The organism is Pseudoalteromonas sp. G5_S1_14_S5 (genome assembly GCF_054968605.1).
In genome coordinates, this window is record NZ_JBQKUM010000004.1 from 58,607 (window position 1) to 73,274 (window position 14,668).

A 14,668-nucleotide genomic window follows, 5' to 3' on the forward strand; every position below is an offset into this window, starting at 1 on the left:
TAGTGTTTTGTAAACTATACTTTTAACCCATAAAGTTACAGGTTTTCGGTAACTTCGTTTTTTCCACTGGAGCCATATAATATGAAGTTTAGTTCAAAAAAGTTACTAGCAGTAGCCGCTTTACCTATGATGCTAGCAGCATGCACAACAACGGGTGATATCGCGATGCAAGTAACACCAAGCGATCTACAGCACCATAATTGGGAACTTGCGCAAATTGATGGCAAGAACATTGAGAAAAGCGAACACCAAGCGGCACCTCGTCTAGAAATCGGTGAAGAGATGACTGCAAATGGCGTAGCTGGATGTAACAACTTCTTTGGCCAAGGTGAACTGAAAGACGGTCAATTCCGCATTAAGCAAATGGGCATGACTATGAAAATGTGTCACGGCTCAGCAATGGACATCGAGCAATCAGTTTCTGCTACTCTAAGTGAGTGGAGCGATGTAACCCTAACCAAAGATACGCTAGTACTTAAAAACGATGTACACACGCTAACGTATACAATTCGTGACTGGGTAAACTAAGCTTTCATCAACATTAAATACCGAAAAGGAGCCTTCATAGCTCCTTTTTATTATCTGCTTCAAAGCTGAATCTACTCAAAACGACTCTTCATACCAGCTTTTCATGTCAAGCTCCGATAAATCATAAAAAACTTCATTTAGATGCAATTAATTCGCAGCTTTAACGGTCTGTTGCTAGGATGGCAAAAGCCCAGAGTCTGTTGAATGGCACATATAGCTGCGCATTGAACAAAACTCAACCAAGAACTTCCGGCATCTTCTCAAGTAATTGATTGAATTTACTGTTGAATTAGAATTTATTTGAGAAACAGATAGAATAACTATTAAGCCATGTTGATCTTTCGTTAGTCACGAAAGGTCAACACGCCCTAGGGAATTCGAAAACACAATGCTCTTGCCCGTTCACTACAAAATGGAAAAGTTTATGAACAAGATAGTAAGTTTATTAGGAATCATGGCAACCGTTGCCTACAGCGCAACCATTTATGCTGATGAAGTAACATCCACCGATAGCTGGAATCAAATAGAACAGCAGGCAGAAGGACAAACTGTCTACTTTCACGCTTGGGGCGGAAGCCAAGAGATCAACCGTTACCTACAATGGGCAGGCAAGAAGTTACAAAGTGATTATGGCGTAACGTTAAAACATGTAAAAGTCACAGATATCGCTGAAACAGCGACTCGCCTACTTGCGGAGAAGGCCGCAGGTAAGAATAGCGAAGGCAGTGTCGATATCGTTTGGATCAACGGCGAGAACTTCCGTTCGATGAAAGATAACAAACTGTTGTTTGGCCCATTCACAGAATCCCTTCCTAACTGGAAGTACGTCGATAAGTCTTTACCCATTGATGTCGACTTTTCTGAGCCAACGGAAGGTCTAGAAGCACCTTGGGGCGTTGGGCAATTAGTGTTCATTCATGACCAAGAAACACTGCACAATCCACCACAATCGTTTTCAGAGATGTTGAGCTACGCTCAGGCATTCCCTAACCGTTTGAGCTACCCTCGCCCACCAGAATTTCACGGCACCAGCTTTATTAAGTCTTTACTGATTGAGCTAACCAACAACAGCCCTGAACTCGCAAAGCCGGTTTCAGAAGAGAACTTTCAAGCGATCACTGCACCATTATGGGCTTACTTAGATAAATTCCACAAAGTTGCATGGCGCGGTGGTAAACAATTCCCGGCAGGCACATCAGAAAGTATTCAGCTTTTGGATGACGGACAACTCGACCTCGCGATTACGTTCAATCCAAACTCTGTGTATTCAGCCCAATCAAGTGGCCGTTTAGCGGAAACAACCAAAGCCTATGCGATGGAAAACGGTGCTTTATCTAACATCCACTTCCTTGCGATCCCTTGGAATGCGAATGCTACCGCTGGCGCACAAGTGACCATCAACTTCTTGTTAAGCCCAGAAGCACAATCGCGTAAAGGTGACCTGAATGTTTGGGGTGACCCTTCAGTATTGAGCAGTATGTACCTAACTGGTAGTGCTAAGAATACTCAGCAATTTAAATCGATTGATGAACCACACCCAAGCTGGCAAAACGCACTCGAGAAAGAGTGGCTAAAACGATACGGTAACTAAGCTCGATGCTACGTGCTCTATATTTTGTCGTTATAGTAGTATGCATTATCCCAACAATTCCTGGGGTAGCGGGAGTAGTGGCTTCGTCACTGAGTTATATCCCGCCCCTAGGGTTGATGGAGCCCTCTCTCAACGGTGTTAGCCAAGTATTCCAATGGGAAGGCGCTTGGCACTCTATTGGTTTGAGTCTTTGTTCTGCGATTGCGAGCAGCTACATCGCGTGCTTTCTTACTTTTTGTATTCTCCAAGCTTCATGGGGAAACCGGTTCTGGAGAAAGATCGAACTGACCCTTTCACCTATGCTGGCTATTCCCCACGTGGCTTTCGCCATTGGCTTTGCTTTTCTATTTAGCCCGACAGGTCTCGGAGCGAGAGCTGCACACCATTTGCTGGGTGAATCCGCGACCAGTTCCGATTTAGCGCTGCTCGTAAAAGATCCTTATGCATTGGGCTTGATCATTATGTTGTCACTCAAAGAAGTACCTTTCTTATTGCTTATGAGTATATCGATACTTCAGCAAATTGATGTAGAGCGTATTTCTAAGGTCAGTGCTTCATTGGGCTATAGTCGCTCACAGATATGGTGGAAGTGCATTTTTCCACAATGGTTCACCAAGCTTCGCTTCCCAATGTTGGCGGTGCTCGCCTACAGCTTATCAGTTGTCGATATTGCGCTAATCATTGGCCCAACTAACCCGCCTACTTTTGCCATTTTAGTTTGGCAATGGTTCAACGATCCCGATCTGAACCTACTGCCGAGAGCAGCGGCTGGCGCTATCGTTTTGTTCGGATTAGCGTCGTTGATCATCGCCTTAGCCCGCTTCATTGAATGGGCTGTCTTGAAGTTCTTTAGAGCTTGGCAATATTCGGGGCGAACAGGCATTAAACTACCTGGAAAAACCGTATTCACAGCTTTGGCAGCACTATCACTCGCAATCATTCCTTTGATGATGATTTGGAGCGTGGCTCAACGTTGGCGATTCCCTGACTTACTTCCGAGTCGCTACAGCATGCGCTTTTGGGAATTTGAATGGGATGGCATCATGAGTATCATTGGTCAAAGCTTATGGATTGGTCTGATCGCTGCTTCAGTTGCGCTGGTCCTTGCACTGATTGCTCATGAGTACCGAATCAAATACAAGTGGCAAGTACCTGGTTTTGTTATCGCGATTCCGATGTTGATCCCACAGCTATCGGTATTATTCGGTATGCAGGTCACCACGCTGTATGTAGGAAGCAACGCCTATGAATTCTGGGTGATTTGGGCACACGTATTCTTCGCCTTCCCATTTGTCTACTTATCGTTAGATGGATCATGGAAAAGCTTCAACGATGGGCTCATTAAAGCATCACTCAGCTTGGGTAAATCACCATTTCAAAGCTGGTACTCCATCAAACTGCCTATATTGTTGCCAGCTATTGCCTTTGCGTGGGCCGTTGGTATCAGCGTGAGTTTGGCTCAATACTTACCAACATTGATGCTAGGCGCAGGGCGAATTAGTACCATCACGACAGAAGCTGTCGCCCTAACGAGCGGTTTCGACCGTAGAGTGACCGCCATTTATGCAATTTGGCAGGCCTTGTTGCCTCTGTTCTTCTTCTCTTTAGCGATATTAGTCAGCCGACTTCAACTCAGATATCGCCGTCTTACTTTCAAAGGTTTCTTAAGTAATGAGTCTGTACCTCAACGACCTCGCCATCCGTAAAACCGATGGCGACTCGCTGTTTTCAGCGCTGAATGTAACATTAGAATCGGGCCAGATACTGGCATTGATGGGACCGAGCGGTTGTGGTAAATCCACCTTATTGGACGCCATCGCAGGCCACTTGAATGAAGAGTTTTCTTATTCTGGAAGCGTTGTTTTGAATGATATTCAACTGGACAATCTCCCATCACATCAACGTGAGGTCGGTATTCTTTTTCAAGATGACCTATTGTTCCCTCACCTAAAAGTATGGGAAAACTTGGCATTCTCACTACCCAATTCGATTAAAGGCTCTGCTCGCCAACAGCAAGCCACTGCAGCGTTAAAGGACATTGAACTGACACACTTAGCAGAGTCTTTTCCTGATCAGATTTCTGGTGGTCAACGAGCGAGAATCAGTTTAACTCGTATGTTATTGGCGAAGCCTAAATTGGCTCTACTTGACGAACCGTTCAGTAAGTTAGACCAAGAGCTCAGAGCACAATTTCGAGAATGGGTCTTTGAGCAATTAACCAAAGCCGATATCCCAACCCTGATGGTGACGCACGACGAAGCGGATGTGCCTCAAGGGGCTCAAGTGCTCTCTTGGCCATGGAGAAGCAACCATGCTGGATAAATACTCTATAAAGGTCATCAAGTGGCCATTAAACCAATCTGCCAAAGTACTGAATCGAGTCGGTATTACCGCCAATCAAACCACCCTATTCGGTTTTTTGGTCGGCTGTTTAGCGTTTCCGACGTTGGCGCTTGAGCAATATGAGTTGGCGTTAGGTTTCATCATCTTCAACAGAGTTTGTGATGGACTTGATGGCGCCTTAGCCCGAATCCAAGGCATCAGTGATGCGGGCGGCTTTCTCGATATCAGTTTAGATTTCCTTTTCTATTCACTGATCCCTTTTGGTTTTGTGATTGCCAATCCAGAACACAACGCCATTGCCGGTGCATTTTTGATCTTCTCTTTTATCGGCACAGGCAGTAGCTTTTTGGCGTTTGCAGTCATGGCGGGCAAACGAGGTATTGAGAATCCAGTGTACAAGTACAAGTCTCTCTACTACATGTCTGGCCTAACCGAAGGGACAGAGACCATCGCCTGTTTCATTGCCTTTTGTATTTGGCCACAACACTTTTCTGTTATCGCCTATACCTTTGGTGCTGCGTGTTGGCTCACCACGTTTATGCGTATCTATTTTGGGTTCCAAACTCTTAAGATCCAGCAGGAAAGTTAGTGGTCTAACGACACCAACAAGATACAAAAACGCCACTCAATATGAGTGGCGTTTTCTTTTCTAATGCTGACGTTAGATTAAGCATCAGCAGGTGTGTTAATTCTAAACCTCAGTACTTTGAGGCTTGAATCAAGATCGACATCAACAAACTCAGGTGGGTTGTCTAAGCGTTCAATAAACTCAACGTTTGGCGCTTCTTCTGCCATCGTCTCGATAAGGAAGTTAGGTGACACTGCAGGTGAGTTCACACATGCGATCACTTCACCGCCTTCCGTTAGAAGCTCTGGCAAACGACGTAAGATCTTTTTGTAGTCTTTAGTTAGGGCGAAGCTGCCTTTTTGGAACGAAGGTGGGTCAATGATCACCAACTCATAAGGACCGCCCTTCTTGATTTTTCCCCACGACTTAAAGATGTCGTAACCAAGGAAATTCACCGAGCGCATGTCATGCTCGTTCAAACGGTGGTTATCACGCCCCTTGTTCAGTGAGCCACGCGACATATCAACGTTCAAGCATTGACGAGCGCCACCCGCAATTGCAGCCACAGAGAAGCCACAAGTGTATGCGAACAAATTAAGTACGTTCTTACCCTTTGCAATGCCTTGCACCCATTGACGGCCATTACGCATGTCTAGGAACAGACCAAAGTTCTGGTTACGGCCAATGTCTAACTGATACTTAAGTCCATGCTCAACAACCACTGGAGAGTCGTTAAGCTCACCCCATAGCACTTCCGAAGGTGCGCCTTCAGCATAACGGTGTTGAAGCACAATACTTGTACCTTGTTTGGTTTGCCAAATATCTTTGTTAGTCAGCGCTAGCAAACCGTCTTTAAGCGATGACAAAAACGCGTCATCAACCTCTTTAAACACATTGACCAATAATTGGCCACCGACCCAATCACATGTGATCTGTTCCAGGCCAGGCCAAAACTTACCGCGGCCATGAAAAATACGACGTAGCTCGTTAGGTACTTCGTTTAGCTGTTGTTCGATATGTTCAAAAAATACCGGTAAAGCAGATGCTTCCATTATTTCACTCACTTAGTGTTTAGCTTTGGCCACGCGAGTGACCAAGGTTCAAGCCAACCGTCCAAACCGTTAGATACGCTCTCTTGGTTCCACTTCTCGCCTAAAGAGTCTAGTCTCCTTGGGTCACAGACAAATTGGTAGGCTTGTGATTGATAAGTAAATCGAATCGCGAAGGCATGCAGATAACCTCTGTCGGCCTCACTCGATGGATTATAAATTGGGTCACCAACGATAGCTGAGCCTATCGACTTCATCGCCACGCGGATCTGGTGCGTACGCCCTGTATAGGGTTTGCATAAAAGAAGTCGCTCACCGGGTTCAGCCGCTGCTGATAAAAATTGAGTTATTGCTGGGTTTTCTTTGGTTGTTAAGAGTTTCCAGCTAGATCGTCGAGATCGCTCCATATCCCCAGAAATCAAACCCTGTTTTTTCTTCGGCTTCTTAGAGCCAACCGCCAAGTAGTACTTCTCCACTTCGCGCTTAGCAAATAGCTGTGAAAGCTCACTCGATGCTGATGCACTCTTGGCTAATAACAGAATGCCTGAAGTCATTTTATCGAGACGATGAACGAGATACAGCTTAGGCTCATTGATTGCCTTAGCCACTTCTTGAAGCAGCATGGTATCGCCATCGTCTTTGTGGACGCTGACTCCAGGGTGCTTATTGATGAGTAAAAAATCAGAGTGATTGAGAAGAATATCGAACATGTAAAGGCTAGCTCCGTTATATAGGGTGGAGTATACCGTGTCTGAATCCAGATTCCAGCCACGAAAAAGCCCAACTCACTCAATAAAGGTTGAATCGTTGGGCTTGTTCCTCGTTGTCTGCATTCAGGAGGGAGTTTTTACCCCCTATGAATAGGATCTAAGCGAGCTTGAACTTACCAACCAAAGCTTCTAGCTCCGCAACTTTACCGTTCAAACCTGAAGTATTTTCTGAGCTACGCGTTACCAGTTGCAAGAAATGCTCCGAGATATCGCTGATCGCCGTGATATCTGAAGCAATTTCTTTGGTCACAGCGGTCTGCTCTTCTGCTGCGGTAGCAATTGAGTTAACCATACTTTGTACATTGCCTGCGCCGCTCACAATCGCTTCTAGATCAGAAACAGCACCAGAACTTTGATCAACACCAATTTCGACCAAACGGCCGTTATCTTAGGTATAAATCACCGCTTCTTGAGTACCAGACTGAATCGATTGAATAATACCAGACACTTCTTGTCTCGCTTTGGTTACTCTCTCTACCACTATTCACACTTCAACAGTAAGATCATGCCCAAAATCGCGTACACGTGCCAGTTCACTCGCCTTAACGAAATCACTCTTATTAGTGTGAAAGTCATTCAGTGCGTTATCATCCAGAACGATTGCACCAAGCGCATATCGGTATACATCACACGCTTAATCAATCAGTACAAAACAGCTAACAGTGCTCGGACATCGTCCATTCTTATTTCTTCTGCGCTTTTGTGGGCATCAATGACTTCAAACCAGACGATGGTAACTAAGGTAACAAGCACCGCCAAAATTGAGCCAAACCCGGCATAAAGCTTTTTTCTGACAGGATAGTTTCACACAACACCTCCCTAAATAAACAACGGCCTGTATAGCTTAGCATTTACAGTTAATACGCCAGATGGATAACTTTAGTGAATATTAGTGGTCATTTTTTAGCAATGATTAAGTTGCAGACATAAAAAAACGGGAGCCATTGCTCCCGTTCTTTCGTTACTTAACTAACTTGCGATTATAGCTTCTTAGAGATAAGCGCAGAGCCAGCGATAATACCAATACCTAGTAACATGATTGCACCTTTACCGCTGTCGAAGCCAGAAGAGATACCCATGAACGCAACGATTGCGATAGCTACTGGGATGATGTACTTAACTAGTGCGTACCATAGGCCGAATAGTGGGAAAGATACTTCACCGTCGTTAGTGATTTCTTTCTCTAAGTCTGCACGGTTTAGTCTCCAACCAGCGAAGATACATACCAACATACCGCCAACAGCTAGGAAGATCTTATCTGTTAGTAGGTCGAAGATATCAAATGCACCCGTGTCGAATAGTGTTGGACCAAGGCCACCAAGAGATAGAGAAGCGAAGATACATAGCGCAGCCATTACAACACTTGCAGACAGTACTGCAGTTACACGCTTCATACCTTTCTCATCGATTAAGTAAGAAACCACAACCTCTAGTAGAGAAACAGAAGATGTTAGAGCAGCAACACTTAGACCAATGAAGAACATAAGTGCGAATAGAAGGCCAATTACGCCGCCCATCTCAGCAAATAGCTGAGGAACAACAACGAATACTAGACCAGGACCTGCTGCTGGTTCCATACCGAATGCGAACATTGCTGGGAACATTGCAACACCAGCTAGGATAGCAACACCTGTATCCATTGCTGTAACCATAGCGGTAGTTTGAACTAGGTTTTCTTTCTTCTTAAGGTAAGAACCGTAAGTCAACATGCACCCCATACCTAAAGATAGTGAGAAGAATGCTTGGCCAAGTGCAGCTAGAATTACGTTGCTGTCTACCTTCGAGAAGTCAGGGCTGAATAGGAACTCAAGACCAGCCATAGAACCGGGAAGAGTCAGACCTTTAATCGATACCACGATAAGGATCAGGAATAGCAGTGGCATTAGAACCTTACCCGCTTTCTCGATACCGCCCGAAATACCTTTCATAACGATAACAACGTTAAGAAGTAGGTATAGACCCATCCACATTAGTGGTTGAACTGGGTTAGAGATGAAACCACCGAAGCTGTCACCGATTGCTTCAGGTGCGTCTAGAAGACCACCAGCAATCTTACCGATGTATGCGATAGACCAACCACCTACTACAGGGTAGAAACCCATGATAAGTAGACCACTTACTACGCCAATAACACCAGCGAACGTCCAACGACGGTCAGTTGATTTGAATGCACCTACTGCTGATTTTTGCGTATGACGGCCAATAGCAAATTCAGTCAGCATTACACTGAAACCGATAAAAATTACAAAAAACAGGTAAATTGCAACGAATGCACCACCGCCACTCTCGCCTGCTGTGTATGGGAATTTCCAAATGTTACCTAAGCCAACAGCAGAACCTGCTGCAGCCATTACGAATCCTAACTTCGAACCCCAGGTATCACGGGGTGTTGTGGTTGTATTACTAGTAGCCACGTTTACTCCAAAATTTGTGTTGTGTGATGTTGTGTTTTGCTTTGGGTGGCGTCTTTAAAAGATAAGGTGTACAAACGGTTTTACACACCTAGAAGATTTGATTGACGCTCTGTGTATAGCAAGTAAACCAGTTTAAGAATAAAATTGGAAGCCCGAACCGTACATATTTCGTTACCAATGTAAATTTTTATTGTTAAATGCCGCCTTTTTAAACAAAACAATCGTTTTCGTCTTAAGTTAACCAAAACTTAACAACTAAAACCTGTTTATAGCTTTTGCTCTAATTTGTAAATAGTTGATTCCTTAAATTCCCATATCCAAAAAATAGCATTACTATCTAAGTGTCTCTTTTTTCGAGTATTCAATGTGGAAAAGCTCTACCATTTTTTAACTTTAGCCTCTGTCGTCTTGTACTGGGTCCTTGTAGCCGGTGTAACACTGCGTGTTGTACTAAAACGACGCTCTGTCAGCGTTTCTCTCGCCTGGCTTATGGTTATCTACATTCTCCCAATTGTAGGTGTGGCTTGTTACTTCCTTTTTGGTGAACTGAACCTTGGTAGAACAAGGGCTGAGCGTGCACATCGCATGTTTACTCCCTTTGGAGATTGGTTCCGTCAATTGAATGATTGCCAACTTCACCAACCGGGGAAAGTCGGCTCCCCTATCCATAAGATTGATGAGCTTTGTAACAATCGAATGGGCATTCCTGCGCTCAGCGGAAACACTCTATCCCTGCAATCTTCACCAAACGAGATCCTACACGCTATCATCGAAGATATAGAAAATGCCCAAACCAGTATTAAGATGGTTTTCTATATTTGGCACCCAGGCGGCCTAACAGATTCAGTGGCCTCAGCTCTGATTCGCGCAGCAAAACGTGGCGTAGATGTTAAAGTTTTGCTCGATTCTGCGGGTAGCCCGCGCTTTTTCAAAAGCCATTGGCTACCAATGATGAAAGATGCCGGTGTGCAGGTTGTACAAGCTCTGGAAGTAAGCCCGTGGCGTATTTTCTTGCGACGCCTTGATCTAAGGCAGCACCGTAAGATCATCGTGATTGATGAGACTATTGCCTACACAGGCTCAATGAATATGGTTGACCCTGCTCATTTCAAACAAAGCTCAGGAGTTGGTCAGTGGATTGATGTCATGGTCCGTGTGACAGGCCCAACCGTTAACGTGCTCTCTGCAATCCATGGTTGGGACTGGGAAGTAGAAACTGGAGATCGCATTCTGCCTGAACTGCCTGAATGTTCTGTTGAAGAAGCGGTGACGCATCATCCCGTACAAGTTGTGCCGTCAGGCCCAGGTATGCCGGAGTATTTGATCCTGCAGGTTCTGACTATTGCGATCAATCAGGCTAACCATACCGTACGTATTACGACCCCTTACTTTGTGCCGAGTGCGGACTTATTAGAAACGCTTAAGATGACGGCTCAACGTGGTGTCAACGTAGAACTCATCATTCCCCATAACAATGATTCGTTGATGGTAAAATGGGCCTCTCGCGCTTTCTATACCGAATTGCTCGAAGCCGGCGTTAAGATTTACGAATTCTATGGTGGTCTTCTTCATACCAAGTCGGTAGTCATCGATGAAGAGTTCTGCTTGATTGGAACGGTTAATATCGACATGCGCAGTTTATGGCTCAACTTTGAAGTGACGCTAGCGGTGGATGAAGTACATTTCACTCAGAAACTCTCTAAACTGCAGAAATCTTACATCGATTCATCCCACTCAGTTGACTTAGAGCAATGGGAGCAAAGAAGTTTACGCAACCGCTTCTTTGAAAGACTGTTCTATCTGTTCAATCCTCTTCTGTAATTTAATCGGTAAGATGTAATAGCTCACTGTTTCCCCATCGATCATTTTTAATCTTTCACTCTTTACTGAGTGAAAGATTAAAAATCTCAAGAAAAGCGTAAAAATCCCCGCTCCGCTCTTGCTTTGAACACTCTTGGCATGTTTTAAATAGGACATAACCGACTGATAAGGAATTCACAACATGTCCGAAAACAAAACCACTAAACTGATCACAGCCGGTCGTGATAAGAAGTGGACCAATGGTGTTGTTAACCCACCAGTACAACGCGCTTCAACTGTCGTATTTAACTCAGTAGAAGAGAAGCGTAAAGCGACGATTAACCGCGCTAACAAGACCCTTTTTTACGGACGTCGTGGAACCAACACCCATTTTGCCTTCCAAGATGCGATGGTTGAAGTGGAAGGCGGCGCAGGCTGTGCACTCTTCCCTTGTGGAACGGCAGCTATCTCCAATGCGATCCTTTCTTTTGTAGAAACAGGCGACCATATTCTGATGGTTGACACTTGCTACGAGCCAACTCGCGATTTCTGTGACACCATCATGAAAAAGATGGGCGTAGAAACCACCTACTACGAACCAACAATTGGCGAAGGCATCAAAGAGCTTATCAAGCCAAACACTAAGGTGTTATTTACCGAGTCGCCGGGTTCAATCACCATGGAAATTCAAGATGTCCCTACACTCGCGCGCATTGCTCACGAGCATGACATCATCGTGATGTTAGACAACACGTGGGCTGCTGGTGTTAATTTTTCTCCATTTGATTTTGGTGTTGATATCTCGATTCAAGCGGCGACTAAATACATCGTCGGTCACTCTGATGTAATGTTAGGAACTGCAGTCGCTAATGAAAAGTGCTGGGATCAACTAAGAGAGCAAAGCTACTTAATGGGCCAATGTGTTTCACCAGATGACGCTTACCTTGGCCTACGTGGCATTCGTACCTTAGATGTAAGACTACGCCAACATGCAGAAAGCAGCTTAAAAGTCGCGAAGTGGTTAGAAACTCGGCCTGAAGTAGACCACGTTCGGCACCCTGCTCTTGAATCATGCCCTGGTCATGAGTTTTTTAAACGAGACTTCACCGGTGGTAATGGCCTGTTCTCGTTTGTGCTAAAGAGTTCGAATACACAAGCAACTACAGCACTGCTTGATGGTATGAAACACTTCAGTATGGGTTACTCATGGGGTGGATTTGAGAGCTTAATTCTAGCGAACGAGCCGAGCAACTTTAACAGCCTAAGAACGGTAGCAAATCCAAACTTCGACGGCACTTTAATTCGTGTACATATCGGCTTAGAAGATGTTGATGATTTGATTGCAGATCTAGAGGCAGGATTAGATCGCTACAGCGCTCTGGTTTAACTAGAACTGTATATTCAACATACAAAAAAGGCAGGGTACTCCTGCCTTTTTCTGTTCTGTGCATCAGTAGCCTATAACTCCACAACTGACGCAAAGTGCTTTAAAGTTCATTTATTGAACTTTAAAGCATGTCCAATTAAAGATTTCAGAGCGGTTCTCATTAAACAGATACAGGGACTGCTCCTTCTCCAAAATCGAGTAATCAATGGTCACTCCTTTGTAATCACTGTATTCCTGATTAATGATCGGATCATGAAATGGAGTTGCGGTTCTTACGTCAATAATGCTCAACGACAAATGATCACCGTCCAAACCATAGTAACCAGAATAAAGGTTTTCCATTGTGCCTTCGGTACCGTCTTTCTCAGTGATCGTCACAAACTCTCTCATGCTATAAGTTTGGTCAGACTGAAAAGTAAAGATTATTCGCTCATAAAGTGATTGGTACGGTTGATATGCCTGAGATAAGAAATCCGTTTTTAGTGTTTTACAATGCCATCGAGTACCTGCCAGTATGTTCTGGTCTAGAAAAAAGCTCATCGATGCAATTGCCAATAAAATGAGTAAACCAATTAATCGCAAAAGTAGCCCCTCTTTTCCATATAGGCAGCAAACGAGTCAAAAGACGTTTCTACATTGAAAATTGTCGCCCCGTAATTGAGAGCCTCGCCATCCTTCTTTTGAACTAACATGTACAAAGCATCGCTCTCTGGTTGGTCGACAGATGGATAAATACGAACAAACACATCCACATTACAGTGGCTAGGTATCACACTGGTCAGCTTTTCTGTTATCACTGGTAGCGAATAAGAATCTCCTTGAACAATATGGAAAAAGTAGTGGTTAGTATTGTCTGTGTAACTATCTCGATATTCCGACTTATCAATAAAGTAAGGCGTTGGCTTGTAGTAACTTTGGAGTAGATTGAACGCAGTAACGAGAACACAAATAAGTGCGAATGTATAGCCCGCTATTACCGCGTGCTTATTGCTAGTGATATTTGATAAACCAAGTGCAACCGAACCGTGCGCTTGATTTGAAGTTATAGAGTCCGAAGTGATAGTTGAAGAATTCTTTACAGGCTCTTGGCTTGATGTTGATTCTCTTTCTGCTGGTGCAATTAGCTCTTCTTGAATAGTAGACTTTGTTGCTATAGCCGCTGCAGATGCAGACTGGGCTTCACCAACATCTGCTTGTGGCACAGCTTGGTTGTTTAAGCTTATCTTTTTCGACTCGTCGATTTCAAGGGAATAGCCGGTTTTACTGACAGTGCGGATCGTTGCGCAGCCACAGGTTACCCTGGATAATGTTTTTCTGATCTTTGAAATTACATTGGTAAGCGCTTGTTCCGAGACAATCACATTGCCCCAGCATCTATCAAATATCAGACCTCGTTCGATGCACTCGCCCACATTTTCAAGCAAGAGAAGGAATACCTTGCCTTCTAGTGGCGAGATAGTTTCTACGTGTCCATCTTCACGCACAAACTGCCTAAGCAAAGGATCATAACTAGCATCACATATTTGGTAGTTTTGTTGTTTCACTATCGTTTTCTATCTTTAAACTCGGTCACATATAATATTAAATAGTTTATAAATGGCTAGTGCTTTTTTGTCATTTATAAGTAACTATTTTCGCGATAATAAATAACCTACCTGTGGGGACAGCACACCATATGGTCATTAACCATACCGGTAGCTTGCATGAACGCATAACAGATTGTTTCACCTACAAACTTGAAGCCTCGATTTTTTAAAAACTTACTCATTGCTTTAGATTGCTCAGTAGAAGCAGGGACTTGTGACATCTCTGTCCACTGATTTTCGACCACCTTGTTATCGACAAATTGCCATAAGGCATTAGATAAAGAGCCGAACTCTTTTTGAAGTTTCAGCGCTGCACGAGCATTGTTGTATACGGAAGCAATCTTGCTCTTATGCTTTACCACATCATAGTTTTCAATGATATTGGCTACATTGTCTTCATTGAGTTCTGCTAATTTGTGTAAGTCGTAGTTCTCAAATGCCGCACGATAGCCCTCTCGTTTTTTTAGTATCGTAATCCAACTAAGACCCGCTTGAGCTCCCTCTAGTGTGATGAATTCAAACAGCACCTGATCATCATAGACGGGGACGCCCCATTCAGTATCGTGGTATACCCTTTCAAGTTCATGCTTAAGTGCCCATGCACAAGTTCTCTCAGTAGCATTCGCTTTCAT

General features: G+C 44.2%; 14 protein-coding genes. 7 read left to right on the top strand and 7 right to left on the bottom strand.

The features are described from left to right. The first annotated feature begins 81 nt into the window (after positions 1-81). The 5 genes from ACTRWI_RS02300 to ACTRWI_RS02320 all read left to right on the top strand — a co-directional run bounded on the left by ACTRWI_RS02300 (position 82) and on the right by ACTRWI_RS02320 (position 5,051). On the top strand, positions 82-528 hold the full coding sequence (locus ACTRWI_RS02300; protein ID WP_499129012.1) for an META domain-containing protein: 447 nt from the start codon (positions 82-84) through the stop codon (positions 526-528). A 424-nt stretch (positions 529-952) separates the two neighbouring features. Next, positions 953-2,119, top strand: a complete 1,167-nt coding sequence (locus tag ACTRWI_RS02305; protein ID WP_499129013.1) for an ABC transporter substrate-binding protein — start codon at positions 953-955, stop codon at positions 2,117-2,119. Positions 2,120-2,196: 77 nt separating this feature from the next. Beyond that, positions 2,197-3,825, top strand: a complete 1,629-nt coding sequence (locus ACTRWI_RS02310; protein WP_499129015.1) for an ABC transporter permease — start codon at positions 2,197-2,199, stop codon at positions 3,823-3,825. Next, entirely contained in the window at positions 3,791-4,441 is a 651-nt protein-coding gene (locus ACTRWI_RS02315; protein WP_499129016.1) for an ATP-binding cassette domain-containing protein, read from the top strand. Before ACTRWI_RS02310 ends, ACTRWI_RS02315 begins: the two co-directional genes overlap by 35 nt. After that, positions 4,431-5,051 (top strand): CDP-alcohol phosphatidyltransferase family protein, encoded by a 621-nt coding sequence (locus ACTRWI_RS02320; RefSeq protein WP_499129018.1) that lies wholly within the window; start codon positions 4,431-4,433, stop codon positions 5,049-5,051. Before ACTRWI_RS02315 ends, ACTRWI_RS02320 begins: the two co-directional genes overlap by 11 nt. A gap of 77 nt (positions 5,052-5,128) precedes the next feature. Here ACTRWI_RS02320 and ACTRWI_RS02325 read toward each other — a convergent pair whose 3' ends face one another. The 4 genes from ACTRWI_RS02325 to ACTRWI_RS02340 all read right to left on the bottom strand — a co-directional run bounded on the left by ACTRWI_RS02325 (position 5,129) and on the right by ACTRWI_RS02340 (position 9,263). After that, positions 5,129-6,082 (bottom strand): class I SAM-dependent methyltransferase, encoded by a 954-nt coding sequence (locus tag ACTRWI_RS02325; protein WP_499129020.1) that lies wholly within the window; start codon positions 6,080-6,082, stop codon positions 5,129-5,131. Between the two features lie 8 nt (positions 6,083-6,090). After that, entirely contained in the window at positions 6,091-6,789 is a 699-nt protein-coding gene (locus tag ACTRWI_RS02330; protein WP_499129021.1) for a TIGR01621 family pseudouridine synthase, read from the bottom strand. A 157-nt stretch (positions 6,790-6,946) separates the two neighbouring features. Further along, entirely contained in the window at positions 6,947-7,225 is a 279-nt protein-coding gene (locus ACTRWI_RS02335) for a hypothetical protein (RefSeq protein ID WP_499129023.1), read from the bottom strand. A 604-nt stretch (positions 7,226-7,829) separates the two neighbouring features. Beyond that, complete coding sequence (locus ACTRWI_RS02340; protein WP_499129025.1) at positions 7,830-9,263, bottom strand: sodium-dependent transporter; 1,434 nt, start codon at positions 9,261-9,263, stop codon at positions 7,830-7,832. A gap of 366 nt (positions 9,264-9,629) precedes the next feature. Here ACTRWI_RS02340 and cls point away from each other — a divergent pair, with 366 nt between their 5' ends. Then, positions 9,630-11,084 (top strand): cardiolipin synthase, encoded by a 1,455-nt coding sequence (gene cls, locus ACTRWI_RS02345; protein ID WP_499129027.1) that lies wholly within the window; start codon positions 9,630-9,632, stop codon positions 11,082-11,084. Between the two features lie 181 nt (positions 11,085-11,265). Then, complete coding sequence (locus ACTRWI_RS02350; RefSeq protein ID WP_499129029.1) at positions 11,266-12,450, top strand: cystathionine beta-lyase; 1,185 nt, start codon at positions 11,266-11,268, stop codon at positions 12,448-12,450. A 111-nt stretch (positions 12,451-12,561) separates the two neighbouring features. Here ACTRWI_RS02350 and ACTRWI_RS02355 read toward each other — a convergent pair whose 3' ends face one another. The 3 genes from ACTRWI_RS02355 to ACTRWI_RS02365 all read right to left on the bottom strand — a co-directional run bounded on the left by ACTRWI_RS02355 (position 12,562) and on the right by ACTRWI_RS02365 (position 14,668). Next, positions 12,562-12,990, bottom strand: a complete 429-nt coding sequence (locus ACTRWI_RS02355) for a hypothetical protein (protein WP_499129031.1) — start codon at positions 12,988-12,990, stop codon at positions 12,562-12,564. Positions 12,991-13,022: 32 nt separating this feature from the next. After that, positions 13,023-13,994 (bottom strand): winged helix-turn-helix domain-containing protein, encoded by a 972-nt coding sequence (locus ACTRWI_RS02360; protein ID WP_499129033.1) that lies wholly within the window; start codon positions 13,992-13,994, stop codon positions 13,023-13,025. Between the two features lie 107 nt (positions 13,995-14,101). Further along, a complete protein-coding gene (locus tag ACTRWI_RS02365) occupies positions 14,102-14,668 on the bottom strand; it encodes a DNA-3-methyladenine glycosylase I (RefSeq protein ID WP_499129034.1) in 567 nt (188 codons plus the stop codon).

Coding starts and splice junctions, on each gene's coding strand:
- ACTRWI_RS02330 (WP_499129021.1), bottom strand. CDS start 6,789: ATGTTCGATATTCTTCTCAATCACTCTGATTTTTTACTCATCAATAAG.
- ACTRWI_RS02320 (WP_499129018.1), top strand. CDS start 4,431: ATGCTGGATAAATACTCTATAAAGGTCATCAAGTGGCCATTAAACCAA.
- ACTRWI_RS02325 (WP_499129020.1), bottom strand. CDS start 6,082: ATGGAAGCATCTGCTTTACCGGTATTTTTTGAACATATCGAACAACAG.
- ACTRWI_RS02355 (WP_499129031.1), bottom strand. CDS start 12,990: ATGAGCTTTTTTCTAGACCAGAACATACTGGCAGGTACTCGATGGCAT.
- ACTRWI_RS02350 (WP_499129029.1), top strand. CDS start 11,266: ATGTCCGAAAACAAAACCACTAAACTGATCACAGCCGGTCGTGATAAG.
- ACTRWI_RS02365 (WP_499129034.1), bottom strand. CDS start 14,668: ATGAAAGCGAATGCTACTGAGAGAACTTGTGCATGGGCACTTAAGCAT.
- ACTRWI_RS02315 (WP_499129016.1), top strand. CDS start 3,791: ATGAGTCTGTACCTCAACGACCTCGCCATCCGTAAAACCGATGGCGAC.
- ACTRWI_RS02300 (WP_499129012.1), top strand. CDS start 82: ATGAAGTTTAGTTCAAAAAAGTTACTAGCAGTAGCCGCTTTACCTATG.
- ACTRWI_RS02305 (WP_499129013.1), top strand. CDS start 953: ATGAACAAGATAGTAAGTTTATTAGGAATCATGGCAACCGTTGCCTAC.